Annotated in this window: 14 protein-coding genes and 1 pseudogene; 7 read left to right on the top strand and 8 right to left on the bottom strand. The window is 67.2% G+C overall.

Features of this window, described 5'->3' with window-relative positions:
* The first annotated feature begins 2 nt into the window (after positions 1-2).
* The 4 genes from ptsP (at position 3) to ROV93_RS13185 (ending at position 4,501) form a co-directional block, all read left to right on the top strand.
* Positions 3-1,772 carry a phosphoenolpyruvate--protein phosphotransferase gene (gene ptsP / locus ROV93_RS13200; RefSeq protein WP_312540062.1) on the top strand — a complete coding sequence of 590 codons (1,770 nt, stop codon included), beginning with the start codon at positions 3-5 and terminating at the stop codon, positions 1,770-1,772.
* A gap of 126 nt (positions 1,773-1,898) precedes the next feature.
* On the top strand, positions 1,899-3,260 hold the full coding sequence (mgtE, locus tag ROV93_RS13195) for a magnesium transporter (RefSeq protein WP_049410631.1): 1,362 nt from the start codon (positions 1,899-1,901) through the stop codon (positions 3,258-3,260).
* Positions 3,261-3,365: 105 nt separating this feature from the next.
* The gene (locus ROV93_RS13190) at positions 3,366-3,632 is read left to right on the top strand and encodes a hypothetical protein (RefSeq protein ID WP_072168196.1); all 267 of its coding nucleotides are present in this window, start codon (positions 3,366-3,368) and stop codon (positions 3,630-3,632) included.
* A 71-nt stretch (positions 3,633-3,703) separates the two neighbouring features.
* Positions 3,704-4,501: a prolyl oligopeptidase family serine peptidase gene (locus ROV93_RS13185; RefSeq protein WP_072168197.1), complete on the top strand. Its 798-nt coding sequence runs from the start codon at positions 3,704-3,706 to the stop codon at positions 4,499-4,501.
* A gap of 120 nt (positions 4,502-4,621) precedes the next feature.
* Here the strand turns inward: ROV93_RS13185 and ROV93_RS13180 are convergent, their stop codons facing one another.
* From ROV93_RS13180 to ROV93_RS13165, 4 genes are all read right to left on the bottom strand, one after another.
* Positions 4,622-5,113, bottom strand: coding sequence for a transposase (locus tag ROV93_RS13180; RefSeq protein WP_072168198.1), 492 nt, complete (start codon positions 5,111-5,113; stop codon positions 4,622-4,624).
* Between the two features lie 145 nt (positions 5,114-5,258).
* Positions 5,259-6,209 (bottom strand): aspartate carbamoyltransferase catalytic subunit, encoded by a 951-nt coding sequence (locus ROV93_RS13175; protein ID WP_072168199.1) that lies wholly within the window; start codon positions 6,207-6,209, stop codon positions 5,259-5,261.
* Positions 6,210-6,225: 16 nt separating this feature from the next.
* Positions 6,226-6,720, bottom strand: a complete 495-nt coding sequence (ruvX, locus tag ROV93_RS13170) for a Holliday junction resolvase RuvX (protein WP_049410643.1) — start codon at positions 6,718-6,720, stop codon at positions 6,226-6,228.
* Positions 6,713-7,279, bottom strand: a complete 567-nt coding sequence (locus ROV93_RS13165) for a YqgE/AlgH family protein (RefSeq protein WP_072168200.1) — start codon at positions 7,277-7,279, stop codon at positions 6,713-6,715. The genes ruvX and ROV93_RS13165 overlap by 8 nt, the downstream gene beginning before the upstream one ends.
* A 91-nt stretch (positions 7,280-7,370) precedes the next feature.
* Here ROV93_RS13165 and ROV93_RS13160 point away from each other — a divergent pair, with 91 nt between their 5' ends.
* Together ROV93_RS13160 and ROV93_RS13155 are read left to right on the top strand one after the other, a co-directional pair.
* Positions 7,371-9,164 (top strand): DUF4153 domain-containing protein, encoded by a 1,794-nt coding sequence (locus ROV93_RS13160; protein WP_072168201.1) that lies wholly within the window; start codon positions 7,371-7,373, stop codon positions 9,162-9,164.
* Positions 9,161-9,706 (top strand): DNA-3-methyladenine glycosylase I, encoded by a 546-nt coding sequence (locus ROV93_RS13155; protein WP_072168202.1) that lies wholly within the window; start codon positions 9,161-9,163, stop codon positions 9,704-9,706. Before ROV93_RS13160 ends, ROV93_RS13155 begins: the two co-directional genes overlap by 4 nt.
* 82 nt (positions 9,707-9,788) lie before the next feature.
* On the opposite strand, the gene ROV93_RS13150 is transcribed toward ROV93_RS13155, so the two are convergent.
* Together ROV93_RS13150 and ROV93_RS13145 are read right to left on the bottom strand one after the other, a co-directional pair.
* Entirely contained in the window at positions 9,789-10,496 is a 708-nt protein-coding gene (locus ROV93_RS13150) for a YitT family protein (RefSeq protein ID WP_005415543.1), read from the bottom strand.
* 111 nt (positions 10,497-10,607) lie between these two features.
* Positions 10,608-10,819: pseudogene (locus ROV93_RS13145) on the bottom strand (DUF4287 domain-containing protein).
* Positions 10,820-11,216: 397 nt separating this feature from the next.
* Between ROV93_RS13145 and ROV93_RS13140 the strand changes: the two are divergent.
* Positions 11,217-12,116 carry a LysR family transcriptional regulator gene (locus ROV93_RS13140; protein ID WP_072168203.1) on the top strand — a complete coding sequence of 300 codons (900 nt, stop codon included), beginning with the start codon at positions 11,217-11,219 and terminating at the stop codon, positions 12,114-12,116.
* 47 nt (positions 12,117-12,163) lie between these two features.
* Here the strand turns inward: ROV93_RS13140 and ROV93_RS13135 are convergent, their stop codons facing one another.
* Both ROV93_RS13135 and ROV93_RS13130 read right to left on the bottom strand, forming a co-directional pair.
* Entirely contained in the window at positions 12,164-13,147 is a 984-nt protein-coding gene (locus ROV93_RS13135) for an aldo/keto reductase (protein WP_072168205.1), read from the bottom strand.
* Between the two features lie 121 nt (positions 13,148-13,268).
* Positions 13,269-14,411, bottom strand: a complete 1,143-nt coding sequence (locus tag ROV93_RS13130; RefSeq protein ID WP_005415539.1) for a PilT/PilU family type 4a pilus ATPase — start codon at positions 14,409-14,411, stop codon at positions 13,269-13,271.
* Positions 14,412-14,433 lie beyond the last annotated feature (22 nt).

The raw sequence follows: 14,433 nt of genomic DNA, 5'->3' as shown, positions 1-14,433 counted from the left end.
GCGTGCCGCGCGCACGCGCCAGCCAGGTCCCTTCCGGCCAACGGCCGGTACAGCTGCTGGCCGGCCACGGCGCCGCGCGCGGAACGGCGATGGGCCGGACACGCGTGCGGCTGCCGCATGCGCTGGAGGTGGCCGAGCAGCGCGTGGCCGCCCACCAGGTCGAGGCCGAACTAGCGCGCCTGCACCGGGCGCTGGATGCCGCGCGTACGGAAATGCACGAGCTGCGCCAGCGCCTGCATGGCGCCCTGAACCAGGAAGTGGGCGAGTTCCTCGACCTGCACGCGCTGCTGCTGGACGACCCCGAGCTGCTGCACGGCCTGGACGAGCTGATCCGCAGCGGCCCGTACAGCGCCGGCTATGCCTTGCGCCTGCAGCGCGACCGCCTGGCCAAGGTCTTCGATGGCATGGACGATGCCTATCTGAAGAGCCGCATGGACGATCTCGACCATGTGATCGGGCGCATCCACGCCTTCCTGCAACCCGAACGGCCGTCGGCGGTGAAAGGCCTGGCCGGCGAGATCCTGGTCTGCGACAACATCGCGCCCTCCGAGCTGGCGCAGCTGCAGGCACAGGGCGTGGTCGGCATCGTCACGGCCGCCGGCAGCGCGCTGTCGCACAGCGCGATCCTGGCGCGCAGCCTGCACCTGCCCCTGATCGTCAACGTGCCGCAGCTGCTCAGCCGCATCGCCGATGGCGATGTGCTGATCATCGATGGCGCCGACGGCAGCATCACCGTCAACCCGCAGGCCGACAACCTGCGGGACTACCGCGTCCGGCTGAAGGAGCACGCGCGCGAGCAGCGCGAGCTCGGCCGCCTGCGCAGCAAGCCCAGCCGTACCCGCGACCAGGTCGACATTGCCCTGCTGGCCAATGCCGAATCGCTGGAAGACGTGACCCAGGCACATGCACTGGGCGCGCAGGGGCTCGGCCTGTACCGCACCGAATTCCTGTTCCTGCAGCGCAATGCGCTGCCGGACGAAGAAGAGCAGTTCCAGACCTACCGCGATGCCGCGCTGGGCATGAGCGGGCGGCCGGTCACCATACGCACGCTGGACCTGGGCGCGGACAAGGCCGACCGTACCGGCCTGACCCTGAGCAACGAAGAGAACCCTGCACTCGGCCTGCGCGGAGTGCGCCTGTCGCTGGCACGGCCGAAGGTGGCCGACACCCAGCTGCGCGCGATCCTGCGCGCGTCTGCGTACGGCAAGCTGCGCGTGCTGGTGCCGATGGTCAGCACCCGCGAGGAGCTGCTGGCCGTGCGCCGGCGCATGCTCAAACTGACCGAACAGCTGCGCGGCGAAGGCCACATGGTGTCCGACCATGTACCGCTGGGCGCGATGATCGAAGTCCCCGCCGCTGCGCTGGCGCTGGAGAGCTTCATCGACCTGGTCGATTTCCTGTCGATCGGCACCAACGATCTGGTGCAGTACCTGCTGGCTGCCGACCGCAACAACGAGGCGCTGGGCGAGTTGTATTCACCGTTGCACCCGGCCGTGCTGCGGCTGCTGCAGATGGTGATCGAGACCGGCGCGCGTCACCGCGTCCCGGTGGCGGTCTGCGGCGAGATGGCCGGTGATGCCCGGATGACCCCGCTGCTGCTGGCGCTGGGCCTGAGCGAGTTCAGCCTGCACCCCGGTACGTTGCTGGAGGTACGCCGCGCGATACGCGACGCTGACCTGGGCGCACTGCGCGCCCGTGCACCGAAACTGCTGGCCGCGCGCGACCGCCGCGCCATCGAACGCTGGCTGGCGCTGGTGGCGGAAACGGCCTGAGCGCCAAGGGTGGTGCCATCCGGCGGCTATGCGCTGAAACATCGCCTTGCGATAATGACGCGCTGAACACCCCTGTTGCCGCATCCTTGCCGGGATCGCGGCTTTTCTTATCCCGCGGGAGCTGCGATGGCTGAAGCTGTACGCCACGACAAGACTGCGCGCCAACTGCGGATGCTGTCCGATGCACTGGACAGCGGCCGGCTGGGCCCGGTACGTCGCCTGGTCAACACCCTGGCCCCGGCCGAGATCGGCAACCTGCTTGAATCGCTGCCGCCGGGCAAGCGCGAGGTGGTGTGGGGCCTGGTCGATCCTGAAGACGACGGCGAGGTGCTGGTCCACGTCGGCGAGGACGTGCGCGAAAGCCTGCTCGCGGACATGGACCCGGACGAGATCATCGCCGCGGTCGAAGACCTGGACATCGACGATCTGGCCGACCTGGTCGAAGACCTGCCGGATACGGTCATCGATGAAGTCCTCAAGTCGATGGACCGCGAGAACCGCGAGCGGCTGGAACAGGTGCTGTCCTATCCCGAGGACAGCGCCGGCCGCCTGATGAACCCGGACGTGGTGACCGTGCGCGCCGACGTCAACGTCGACGTGGTGCTGCGCTACCTGCGCCTGCGCGGCGAATTGCCGGACCACACCGACCACCTGTTCGTGGTCAGCCGGCGGCACCAGTATCTCGGCCGGGTGTCGCTGGCGGCACTGGTGACCCACGAGGACACCACCCCGATCAACCGCCTGATCGACGACGAGCAGCCGGCCATCGACGTCGGCGAGAGCGACCAGGAAGTGGCACGGCAGTTCTCCGACCATGACTGGATCTCTGCACCGGTAGTGGACGAGAACAACATCCTCGTTGGCCGCATCACCATCGATGACGTGGTCGACATCATCCGCGGCCAGGCCGAGCACCAGGCGCTGGGCGCCGCCGGCCTGGACGAGGACGAGGACCTGTTCAGCCCGGTCTGGCGCGCCATGCGCCGCCGCCTGATGTGGCTGTCGATCAACCTGTGCACGGCCTTCCTGGCCTCCAGCGTGGTCGGCCACTTCGAGGGCACGATCGACAAGCTGGTGGCGCTGGCGGTGCTGATGCCGATCGTGGCCGGCCTGGGCGGCAATGCCGGCACCCAGGTGCTGGCGCTGATGGTGCGTGGCCTGGCGTTGGGCCAGGTGGGCGCCTCCAACGCGCGCACGCTGCTGTGGAAGGAAGTGCGGGTGGCCGCGCTCAACGGCCTGCTGCTCGGCTCGATCCTGGGGCTGATCGTGCTGGTCTGGTTCCACTCGCCCGGGCTGTCGGCGGTGATCGCCATCGCGCTGACCTGCAACCTGCTGTTCGCGGCACTGGCCGGCGTGCTGGTGCCGCTGACCCTGAAACGCTTCGGCTTCGACCCGGCGCTGGCCAGTGGCATCTTCCTGACTGCCGTGACCGACTCGATGGGCTTCTTCACCTTCCTCGGCCTGGCCACGCTGGTGCTGCTGCATTGATCCCTGCCGGGCCGGATCCCCGCAACGCGGAGCTCCGACGCACACCAAGACCCAGGGTCGGATCCCCGCAGCGCGGGGCTCTGACCCGATTCCAACTGGACCCTCATGGCAACAACGATCGAAAACTATTTCCAGCCCGGCTGGCGCGACCAGCAGCACACCTGCCCAGCCTGCGAATGGAAGGGCAGCTCGCGTGCCATGGAGATGGAGCTGGACGAGGACGCCACCGAGTACGACTGCCCGGTCTGCGAAAACCCGTTGCTGGTGGTGCTGCACCCGGACATGGTGCAGGTGCAGGCTGCGGCGGCGGCAGGCAATGCCGAAGCGCAGGAACAGCTGGACATCATCGCCAGCTTCCCGCGCCCGCAGTGATGCGGCGCATGATGCCGCGTTGACCTGCGGCGGACTAGGATGCGGCTGAACCCACCGCTCCGGGAACGTCGATGGTCCGTACGATGATGCGCTGGCTGCCGATGCTGGCGATCCTGATGATGGCCGGCTGCGCCTCGCACCCGGACAGCGCACGTGGCCGCTTCGAATCGCGTGCGGTGAAAGTGGATGGCCGTACCGCCTATTACCAGGTGTTCATTCCGGCAACCGCGGCGCGCACGCCTGGCGCACTGCCGGTGGTGCTGTTCCTGCATGGATCCGGCGAGCGTGGCGGCGACGGCGTCAAGCAGACCCATGCCGGGCTGGGGCCGCACCTGCGCAGGCACGCGGCCGACTTCCCCGCGTTGGCCGTATTCCCGCAGGTGCCGGGCCGCCAGGAATGGAGCGGGCGCAACAACCGCGTTGCGCTGGCCGCCCTGGACGCCACCATCGCCGAGTTCGGTGCCGATCCCTCGCGGCAGTACCTGACCGGGATGTCGATGGGCGGCTATGGCAGCTGGAACATCGCGCTGGATCAACCCGGGCGCTTCGCCGCGATCGTGCCAGTATGCGGCGCAGTGCTGGCGCCGCGCGCGGTGCGTCCGACCTTGTTCGTCGAAGAGGTGGCCCAGGAATCCGATCCTTATGCCGTGATCGCCAAGCGGCTTCGGCACACACCGATCTGGATCTTCCATGGTGCGCTGGATGACGTGGTGCCGCCGGATGACGACCGCCGGCTGCACGCCGCATTCCAGAACGCCAACGCGCGTGACGTGCGCTACACCGAGTACCCCGAAGGCAACCACAATGCCTGGGACGCCACCTACGCGGACCCGGCAATGTGGGCATGGCTGTTCGCGCAGAAGCGCTGAACCGCAGCTTCTGCTGGGAAACATCTGTTGGTGGATACCTACCGTTAGTCGGCTTGGGTATTGGTGGGTGCCGACCGTTGGTCGGCTTGGGTATTGGTGGGTGCCGACCGTTGGTCGGCACTATCTCTCCGCTTCGGGGTAATCCATTGCTTGGTAACTCCCATCAATCTCCCATCGGCACCAGGCATACGGATACTCTCCCACGCAGCTCGCCAAGTTCGCCCTGACCGGGTTGGCGACGATGTACATCGCATGGCGAAACAGTGATTCTTCAGAACGAATGGCGTGATCGTGATAGCTCGATTGCCAAAATGGTCCTGTCTTGCCCAGCATGCGGTTGATCCGCAATGCACTGCTCGATTTGAAGCGTTGCATGATGTAGTCCAGCGAGAACGCACGGATCTCAACAAGCCAATGGATGTGGTCCGGCATGACCACATAGGCAAGTGAGTGCGTCAGGCCATCATCATCAATGCGACGGAACACATCCATCACCTCCTGTGCCGCAGTGGCATCATCGAAGTAGCGTCGACGTTCCTGGGTGACGGTGGTCAGGATGTAGGATTGCCCGATCCGGGAATGGCGGCCAAGGCGTAGGCGTGCGCGGTTCATGGGCCCAAGCGTGCGCCTGCCGGTATCTCTCTTCTATCGGGCAACACGTCAATACAGGTAGGCCCGAAACCATTCAATGGCCAGGCCCGCACTTCACCGCACTGATGGTTCAGTGCCGACCAACGGTCGGCACCCACCAAAGTGGTCAGCCCAGCAAGGTTTCCAGTACGGCCATGCGCACGGCGACCCCGTTGGCGACCTGGCGCAGCACCCACGATTGCGGGCCATCGGCCACGTCGTCGGTCACTTCCACGCCGCGGTTGATCGGGCCCGGGTGCAGTACCGCAGCGTCCTTGCCGGCACGCGCCAGGCGCGCGCGGGTCAGGCCGTACTGCGCGTGGTACTGCTCCAGCGACGGCACCAGGCCTTCTTCCATGCGCTCGCGCTGCAGGCGCAGCATCATCAGCGCGTCGACGCCTTCCAGCATCGCGTCGAAATCATCGCCGACCACGCAACCCTTCAGGGTCTCGTCGTCCGGCAGCAGCGACTGCGGGCCGCACACGCGGATCTCGCCCACGCCCAGCGTGCGCAGCGCGTGCAGGTCGGTGCGCGCCACGCGCGAGTGCTTCACGTCGCCGACGATCACCACCTTCAGCTTCGAGAAATCCGGGCCCTTGGCCTGGCGCAGGGTCAGCATGTCCAGCAGGCCCTGGGTCGGGTGCGCGCTGCGGCCGTCGCCGGCGTTGATCAGTGCGGTGCCCTCGCCCGCCGCCTCGGCCAGCGCGGCCACGGCGCCGTCATCGGGGTGTCGCACCACGAAGCCGCGCACGCCCATCGCTTCCAGGTTGCGCAGCGTGTCGCAGGCGGTTTCGCCCTTGCGCGTGGACGAGGTCGAGGCATCGAAGTTCAGCACATCGGCCCCGAGGCGCTGCGCGGCCAGCTGGAACGAGCTGCGGGTGCGCGTGGACGGCTCGAAGAACAGCGTGCACACCGCCGAACCGGCCAGCACGTGGCGCTTGTTGCCGACACGGCCGACTGCGGCGTCGCGGATCTGCCCTGCCCGATCGAGCAGCTGCAGCAGGGTTTCGCGCGGCAGGCCCTCCAGGGTCAGCAGGTGGCGCAGGCGTCCGGAGGCATCGATTTGCTGGGCAGTCATGGCGGGAGTCGTGCAGTCAGGGAATGGGGGTGGCGTCGTCGGGGGACGACAGCCAGCGGTCGATGATCACCGCCGCGGCCACGGCGTCGAGGGCGGCCGCATCACGGCGACGCTTGCGCCCTTCGGCGCGCTCGACGGCGAAACGGCGGGCCGCCTCGACCGAGCTGGAACGCTCGTCGATCATCACCACCGGCAGCTTGAAGCGTTCCCGCAGCTGGCGGGCAAAGCCCTGCGCACGCTTGCGGTTGGGCTGGTCCTGGCCGTCCAGGGTCAGCGGGTCGCCGACCACCAGGCCGTCGGGCTTCCATTCCTTGAGCAGGCGTTCGATCGCGGTCCAGTCCGGGCCGTTGCCGTGCACATCGACCACGGCCACCGCGCGCGCATGCGCGGCGAAAGCACTGCCGATGGCCACGCCGATGCGTCGCGAGCCAACATCAAAACCCAGAACGGTGCCGTCACGGCGGATCGCCGGCGCAGCAGGAACCGGGGCGGGCGTGATGGGCTCAGACATGGCCGCTGTAGTCGGTCAGCCGGAACAGGTCCACGCCGATGCGCGAAGCCGCTCCCTGCCAGCGCTGCTCCAGCGGCAGCTGGAACACCAGCTCGGCATCGGCCGGCACGGTCAGCCAGCTGTTCTCGGACAGCTCGCTTTCCAGCTGCCCTGCGCCCCAGCCGGCACAGCCGAGGGTGACCACCGCATTGGCCGGGCCTTCGCCACGCGCCATCGCTTCGAGGATGTCGCGCGAGGTGGTCAGGTACAGGCCGTGGCCCACGGTCAGGCTGGAATCCCACGCGCGCGCGTCGTCATGGATGACGAAGCCGCGTTCGGGATGCACCGGACCGCCATTGAGCACCATGCGCGCCTGCAGCTCGCCATCACCGGTGGTGATGTCCATCTGCGCGAGCACTTCACCCAGCGTGTATTCGGAAGGCTGGTTGACCAGCACGCCCATCGCCCCGTTCTCGTCGTGCTGGCAGATCAGCGCGACGCTGCGGGCAAAGGTCGCGTCGAGCAGCGACGGCAGCGCGACGAGCAGGTGATCGGCAAGGGAGGTCGGCATTACAGGCATGGGCCCATTCTACCTGCTGGGGGCGGGATGGTCGCGCGATGGCGCCGAACCGCGATGGGCTAGGATGGTGCTTTGCCACGGAAGGTCATTGATGCCATCTTCATCGCCCCTGACCCTGCCGGCACGCAGCGCCATCGTCCTGATCGCCCTGCTGCAGGGCCTGATGCTGTACGCCGCGCAGGAGCTGTCCGATGCCTGGCCGTTCCGCGATATCGGCTGGCGCTACTGCTGGTACGCCTGGGTGCTGGCCATTCCCAGCGCGGTGGCGCTGAGCCTGGTCGAGCTGGGCCAGCGCCGCCTGTGGCTGCAGGCCGCGCTCGGCTCGGCGGTGGTGCTGGCGCTGGCCGCCTGGATCGGCTGGAACCTCAATGGCGAGACCGCACTGGAATCGGGCGCGCTGCAGTTTCCGTTGACCCTGGGCATGGGCGTGGCGGTGTTCGTGGCCCTGCCCTGGTGGCAGTTCCAGCTGCAGCATGGGCACTGGCGCGCCAGCTACCCCGAGTTGTTCGAGCGCGCCTGGCAGAACGGTTTGACCCTCGCTTTGGCGGCGCTGTTCACCGGGCTGACCTGGCTGCTGCTGTGGCTGTGGGCAGCGCTGTTCCAACTGCTGGACGTGAATGTCTTCCGCGACCTGTTCCGGCAGGACGCTTTCATCGCACTGGCCACCGGCAGCCTGGCCGGGTTCGGCGTGCTGATCGGGCGCACCCAGCACCGCGCGATCCAGATCACCCGCCAGGTGCTGTTCGCGATCTGCCGTGGGCTGCTGCCGCTGCTGTCGTTTATCGCCGTATTGTTCGTGCTGAGCCTGCCGCTTACCGGGCTGGAACCGCTGTGGAAGACCCGTTCGGCCGCCAGCCTGCTGGTGGTGGTGTCGCTGCTGCTGGTGACGTTCACCAATGCGGTCTACCAGCAGGGGGAAGACGGTGTCTCCTACCCTCTGGTGCTGCGCAGGCTGGTCGAAGCCAGCCTGCTGACACTGCCGGTCTACGCCGCGCTGGCACTGTATGCATTGGGCCTGCGCGTGGCGCAGTACGGCTGGACCCTGGATCGCTTCTGGGCGGTACTCGTCGCATTGGCCACGGCCGGCTATGCCGTGGGCTACGCGCTGGCGGTGCTGCGCCGGCAGCGCCGCTGGCTGCAGATGCTGGAGCCAGTCAACCGCTGGATGTGCTGGGCGGTGCTGGCACTGGCCCTGCTGGGCAACTCGCCCCTGCTGGACCCGGTGCGGCTGACCCTGTCCAGCCAACTGGAGCGGCTGCGCGTGGACCCGCCGGCGATCACCAGCAGCGACGTCAACGTGCTGCGCTTCGATCTGGGGCGCCGTGGCGTGCAGGCGCTGCGCGAACTGCAGCGCGATCCGGCCATCACCGCTGATGCCAACGCGCCACAGGTGATCGCTGCAGCACTGGCACGCACCTCACGCTGGGACGACGGCCATCGCCTCGACAAGGGGCCGCAGGACGTCGCCGCGCTTCAGCGCGCGCTGAAGCTGGCCAAGGGATCCAGTTCGCCACCGGACGACTGGTGGAAAGCTCTGGCCACCCGATCGATCAATGGCGAATCCTGCGCCCAGAGCGAGCGCGACTGCCTGATCGTGCATCGCGACCTGGACGGCGATGGTACCGGCGAGGTGCTGCTGTGCGAGCTGAACACCCACCGTGGACCGGACTGCGTACTGTACGCACGTGGCAAGGATTCGCAGTGGCGCCGGGCCGGTGCGCTGTTCGGCACCGTCAGCGGCCAGGCCGAGACGATCAACCAGGCCCTGCGTGACGGCAGACTCACGCTCATTCCACCGCGCTGGCCGATGCTGTCCATCGGCGGGCACCCTGCGGTGGCCATCGATCCCGAATCCGAATCCGATTCCAACGAGCCTTCCCCATGAGCGGCTACTGCCTCATCGCCCCGGGCCATCCGGTGCACGACTATTACCACGCCAACGAGTACGGCTTCCCGCAGCGTGACGAGCGCGAGCTGTTCGAGCGGCTGGTGCTGGAAATCAACCAGGCCGGCCTGAGCTGGGAAACGATCCTGAAGAAGCGCGAGGGCTTCCGCGCGGCCTACGACGGCTTCGATGTCGACCGCGTGGCCGCGTATGCCGAACAGGACATCGAGCGCCTGCTGTCGGACGCGGGCATCATCCGCAACCGGCTGAAGGTACTGGCGGCGATCCACAACGCGCAGGTGATCCAGCAGCTGCGGGCCAGCCATGGCAGCTTCGCGGCGTGGCTGGATGCGCACCACCCGCGCAGCAAGGCCGACTGGGTGAAGCTGTTCAAGAAGACCTTCCGCTTCACCGGCGGCGAGATCACCGGCGAATTCCTGATGAGCCTGGGCTACCTGCCCGGTGCGCACGCCGAGGATTGCCCGGTGCATGCGCGGCTGCTGATGCTGTCGCCGCCGTGGTTGAAGGCCGCCGCCCGCTGATGGATATCCGCCGGGCATGGCCCGGCGCTGCCATGCATGGGTTCAGGTAGTGCCGGCCGCTGGCCGGCAACACCGTTGAACGTCACACGCCCATGTAGCGGCCGGGGCGGTGGTTGAACATCAGCACCAGGCTGAGCACCACCGCGCCGATGGCCGAGTACAGCACCTTCGATGGCGACAACACGAAGAACGCGGCCACCATCAGGCAGGCATCGTAGGACATCTGCACCTTGCCCGCGCTCCAGCCACGGGTGCGCTGCAGGTACACCGCCAGGATGCCGATGCCGCCAAGGCTTGCACGGTGGCGGATGAAGAACAGGATGCCCAGGCCGGACAACGCACCGCCGACAATCGCCGAGTACAGCGGGTTGATGTGCGAGAAGTCGATCCAGCGCGGCAGCAGGTCGGTCAGCACGCCACAGGCGGTGACCGCGGCGAAGGTCTTCAGGGTGAATTCCCAGCCCATGCGCCGCAGCGCCACCCAGTAGAACGGCAGGTTGACCAGCACGAACACCAGGCCGAAGTTCCAGCCCATCGCGTAGTGCAGCAGGAAGGCCATGCCCGCCATGCCGCCGATCATCAGCCCGCCCTTGGCGAAGATGGCCAGGCCCAGCGAGGCCACCATCGTGGCCAGCACCATGCCCTGCACGTCCTCGGCGATCGAGTGACGCAGCGCTTTGTCGTCGGCGGTGGTGCCGGCGCTGTCGGGCGGCGGGGTCAGCGGACCGGCGGTGACCAGGTGGCCGTCAGCGTCGTCGCACGGCGCGGGGCCATGGGAGGGAAGGGACATGCGGGTGGGGGAACAGCAGGTGGGGAGCGGTATTAGACACGATCTGCATGACAGTTGCAGATGAAATCGTTCAGCTGAATGCGTCCTGCCCTGCCCTCCGCCGGCCGCTGGTTACCCCTTTCCGGCCAGGTGGTATGCCACCAGCGCGTTGGCGTGGCCATGGCCCAGGCCGTGCCGCTCTTCAGGAAGCTTACCAGTTCCATGTATTTCAGGCCCTTCTTCCCCGCCAGCAGCCCGAACCAGTGCGCCACCGGCTGCCCGTAGGTCTTCTCGATGAAGGGGAAGTACGAGGCCGGGCCTTTCGGCTTGGTGTCAGTGCTCATCTGCAGCTCCCGTTGAAGTCATTCATTCGACGAACCACAGTCCCTGAAATCGACATACCCACACGTTTGACCCGGTGCCGACCAACGGTCGGCACCCACCAAGGCAGAATGCCGTTCCAACAGCTCGCGGGAAACTGTCGAAGGCGGGCTGGCTCAGGTTGCGGGGGCGTGAGCGCCATGGGCCCGAGGCATGCCTCGGGCGGGTTGGGCAGGACGCCCAACCCCGGTCTTGCCGTGTGCGCAGGACAGCGCACACGAGCAAGCGCGACCGAGCCACACGGACGGCGTCCCCCTCAGCCGGACCCACCACGCCATCCCACGGAATGTACGCATTTGACGTTGACGTTGCCTTGGCTCGAAGCAGGTGCCGGGCGCAGCCCGGCCGTATCATTCCCGCATGCCCCGCGAAAATCTCAACGACCTGCAGGCCTTCGTCCACGTTGCCCGCGAGGGCAGCTTCACCAAGGCTGCCGCCCAGCTGGGCGTGTCCCAGTCCGCGCTCAGCCATGCCATGCGCGGACTGGAGCAGCGCCTGGGCGTGCGCCTGCTGACCCGCACCACCCGCAGCGTCTCGACCACCGAAGCCGGTGCCCGCCTGCTCGATACCCTGGCCCCGCGCCTGGCCGAGATCGAGGACGGGCTGGCCGCGCTGGCCGAGTACCGTGAACGCCCGGCCGGCACCATCCGTATCAATGCCACCGGCCACGCTGCCGAGTACATCGCCTGGCCCAGGCTGGCGCCGCTGCTGCAGCAGTATCCGGATTTGAAGGTGGAACTGGCGGCCGACTACGGGTTGGCCGACATCGTGGCCGAGCGCTACGACATCGGCATCCGCCTGGGCGAGCGGCTGGCGCGTGACATGATCGCCGTACCGATCAGCCCGCCGCTGCGCATGCGCGTGGTCGGGGCGCCCAGCTACTTCCGCCAGCACGTGGTGCCGCGGCATCCGGACGACCTGGCCGGGCACAACTGCGTGACCCTGCGGCTGCCCACGCATGGTGGGCTGATGCCGTGGGATTTCGGCCAGGACGGCAATGAACTGAGCGTGCGCGTGAGCGGCCAGTGGACGTTCAACACCATGGGCATGACCCGCACCGCTGCGCTGGCAGGCAGCGGATTGGCCTGGCTGCCGGAAGACCAGGTGCAGCCGATGCTGGACGATGGCCGGCTGCAATCAGTGCTGGACGACTGGTGCCCGCACTTCGATGGCTACTACGCGTACTACCCTTCGCGCCGCCACGTGACCGTGGCGATGCGGACGGTGCTTGATGCGCTGCGCGGGCCGATGGCTGGATGAGGTGTGCGGACCAACCGTCCGCCCCCACCTCGGTCCGCACCCGGTGATCAGCCCTTGGCCTGTGCCGCACGCTGCGGGTTGTAACGCTCGCCAACGATCGACACTTCGTCCAGCGCCTGCGCGATGCGTTGCAGTTCTTCCGGTGCCAGCTGCAGGTCGACCGCGCCCAGGTTCTCTTCCAGGCGATGAACCTTGGTGGTGCCCGGAATCGGCACGATCCACGGTGCCTGCGCGAGCAGCCAGGCCAGTGCGACCTGCGCAGGCGTCGCACCGCGCGCTGCCGCAATCGTGCTGATGCGATCCACCAGCGCCTGATTGGCGCGGCGCGCCTCCACTTCGAAACGCGGCACGCTGTTACGGAAGTCGTTGGCGTCGAAGGTGGTATCGGCGTTGATCGCACCGGTCAGGAAGCCGCGGCCCAGCGGGCTGAACGGCACGAAGCCGATGCCCAGCTCCTGCAGCGTCGGCAGCAGCTCACGCTCCGGTTCGCGCCACCACAGCGAGTACTCGCTCTGCACGGCGGTGACCGGCTGCACCGCATGCGCGCGACGCACGGTGGCAGCGCTCGCCTCGGACAGGCCGAAGTGGCCGACCTTGCCCTCGGCGATCAGGTCGCGCACGGTGCCGGCCACATCCTCGATCGGCACGTTCGGGTCGACGCGGTGCTGGTAGAACAGATCGATATGGTCGGTACGCAGGCGCTTGAGGCTGGCTTCGGCCACGGCACGGATGTTCTCCGGGCGGCTGTCCAGGCCGGCATCGGTGCGCGCGTCCTTGAAACCAAACTTGGTGGCGATCACCAGCCTGTCGCGGTAGGGCGCCAAGGCCTGGCCGAGCAGGTCTTCGTTGGTGTACGGGCCGTACACCTCGGCGGTGTCGAAGAAGGTCACGCCGCGCTCGACGGCAGCGTGCAGCAGGGCGATGCCCTGGCTCGGTTCGACCGGCTGGCCGTAGGCATGGGTCAGGCCCATGCAACCCAGGCCCAGGGCGGAAACCTTCAGGCCGCTGCGGCCGAGTTCACGTGTCTGCATCGTCGTACTCCAGAGGGGGAGTGCTGACGATACGCCTGCGGTGGCGATGGATTGAGCCGGCTGGACCGCAGTCGGTCATGACTGGAATTCATCAATCCGGTCATGACCGTTGCCGGCCAGGTCAGCGGATTTCGGAGATCTCCACCCCATCCAGCCCCTGCGACAGGGTGCGCGCGTCGCCGCCCTGGCTGAGCTTGATGCGCAGGCGCACCTCGTTCTGCGAATCGGCGTAACGCAGCGCGTCCTCGTAGCTGATCTCGCCGGCCTGGTACAGCTCGAACAGGCTCTGGTCGAAGGTCTTCATGCCCAGCTGGACCGAGTCCTTCATCACTTCCTTCAGCTTGTGGATCTCGCCGTCGCGGATGTAGTCCTGTACCAGTGGCGTGCCCAGCAGGATCTCCATCGCCACCTTGCGCGAGCGGCCATCGGGCGACGGCACCAGCTGCTGCGCGACCACGCCCTTGAGGTTCAGCGACAGGTCCATCAACAGCTGGTTGCGGCGGTCTTCCGGGAAGAAGTTGACGATGCGGTCCATCGCCTGGTTGGCATTGTTGGCATGCAACGTGGCCAGCACCAGGTGGCCGGTTTCGGCGAACGCGATGGCGTGGTCCATGCCTTCGCGGGTACGCACCTCGCCGATCATGATCACGTCCGGCGCCTGGCGCAGGGTGTTCTTCAGCGCAGCTTCCCAGCTGTCGGTATCGATGCCGACTTCGCGCTGGGTGATGATGCAGCCCTCGTGCTTGTGCACGAATTCGATCGGGTCTTCGATGGTGATGATGTGGCCGGTCGAATTCTGGTTGCGGTAACCGATCATCGCCGCCAGCGAAGTCGATTTACCGGTACCGGTGGCACCGACGAACAGGATGATGCCGCGCTTGGTCATCGCCAGCGTCTTGATGATCGGCGGCAGGCTCAGCTCTTCCACGGTCGGAATGCGCGTCTCGATGCGACGCAGCACCATGCCGACCTGGTTGCGCTGGTAGAAGCAGCTCACGCGGAAACGGCCGACACCGGACAGGCCGATGGCGAAGTTGCATTCGTGGGTCTTCTCGAATTCCTCGCGCTGTGCCGGGGTCATCACGTTGAGGACCAGGTCGCGGCTCTGCTGCGGCGTTAGTGGCGTCTGCGTGATCGGCGAGATCTTGCCGTTGACCTTCATCGCCGGTGGCATACCCGCAGTGATGAACAGGTCAGAGGCGCGCTGGTGCGCCATCAGCTTGAGGAACGAAGTGAAATCGATGGTGGTCGCGGTGGTGTTCACGGCGGGCTCCCGGAAAGCGGTT

Source organism: Stenotrophomonas maltophilia group sp. msm4, from assembly GCF_032025605.1.
Lineage (GTDB): Bacteria > Pseudomonadota > Gammaproteobacteria > Xanthomonadales > Xanthomonadaceae > Stenotrophomonas > Stenotrophomonas sepilia.
Note: the sequence above shows the minus strand (reverse complement) of the source record. Positions and strands in the feature narration are given on the sequence as shown.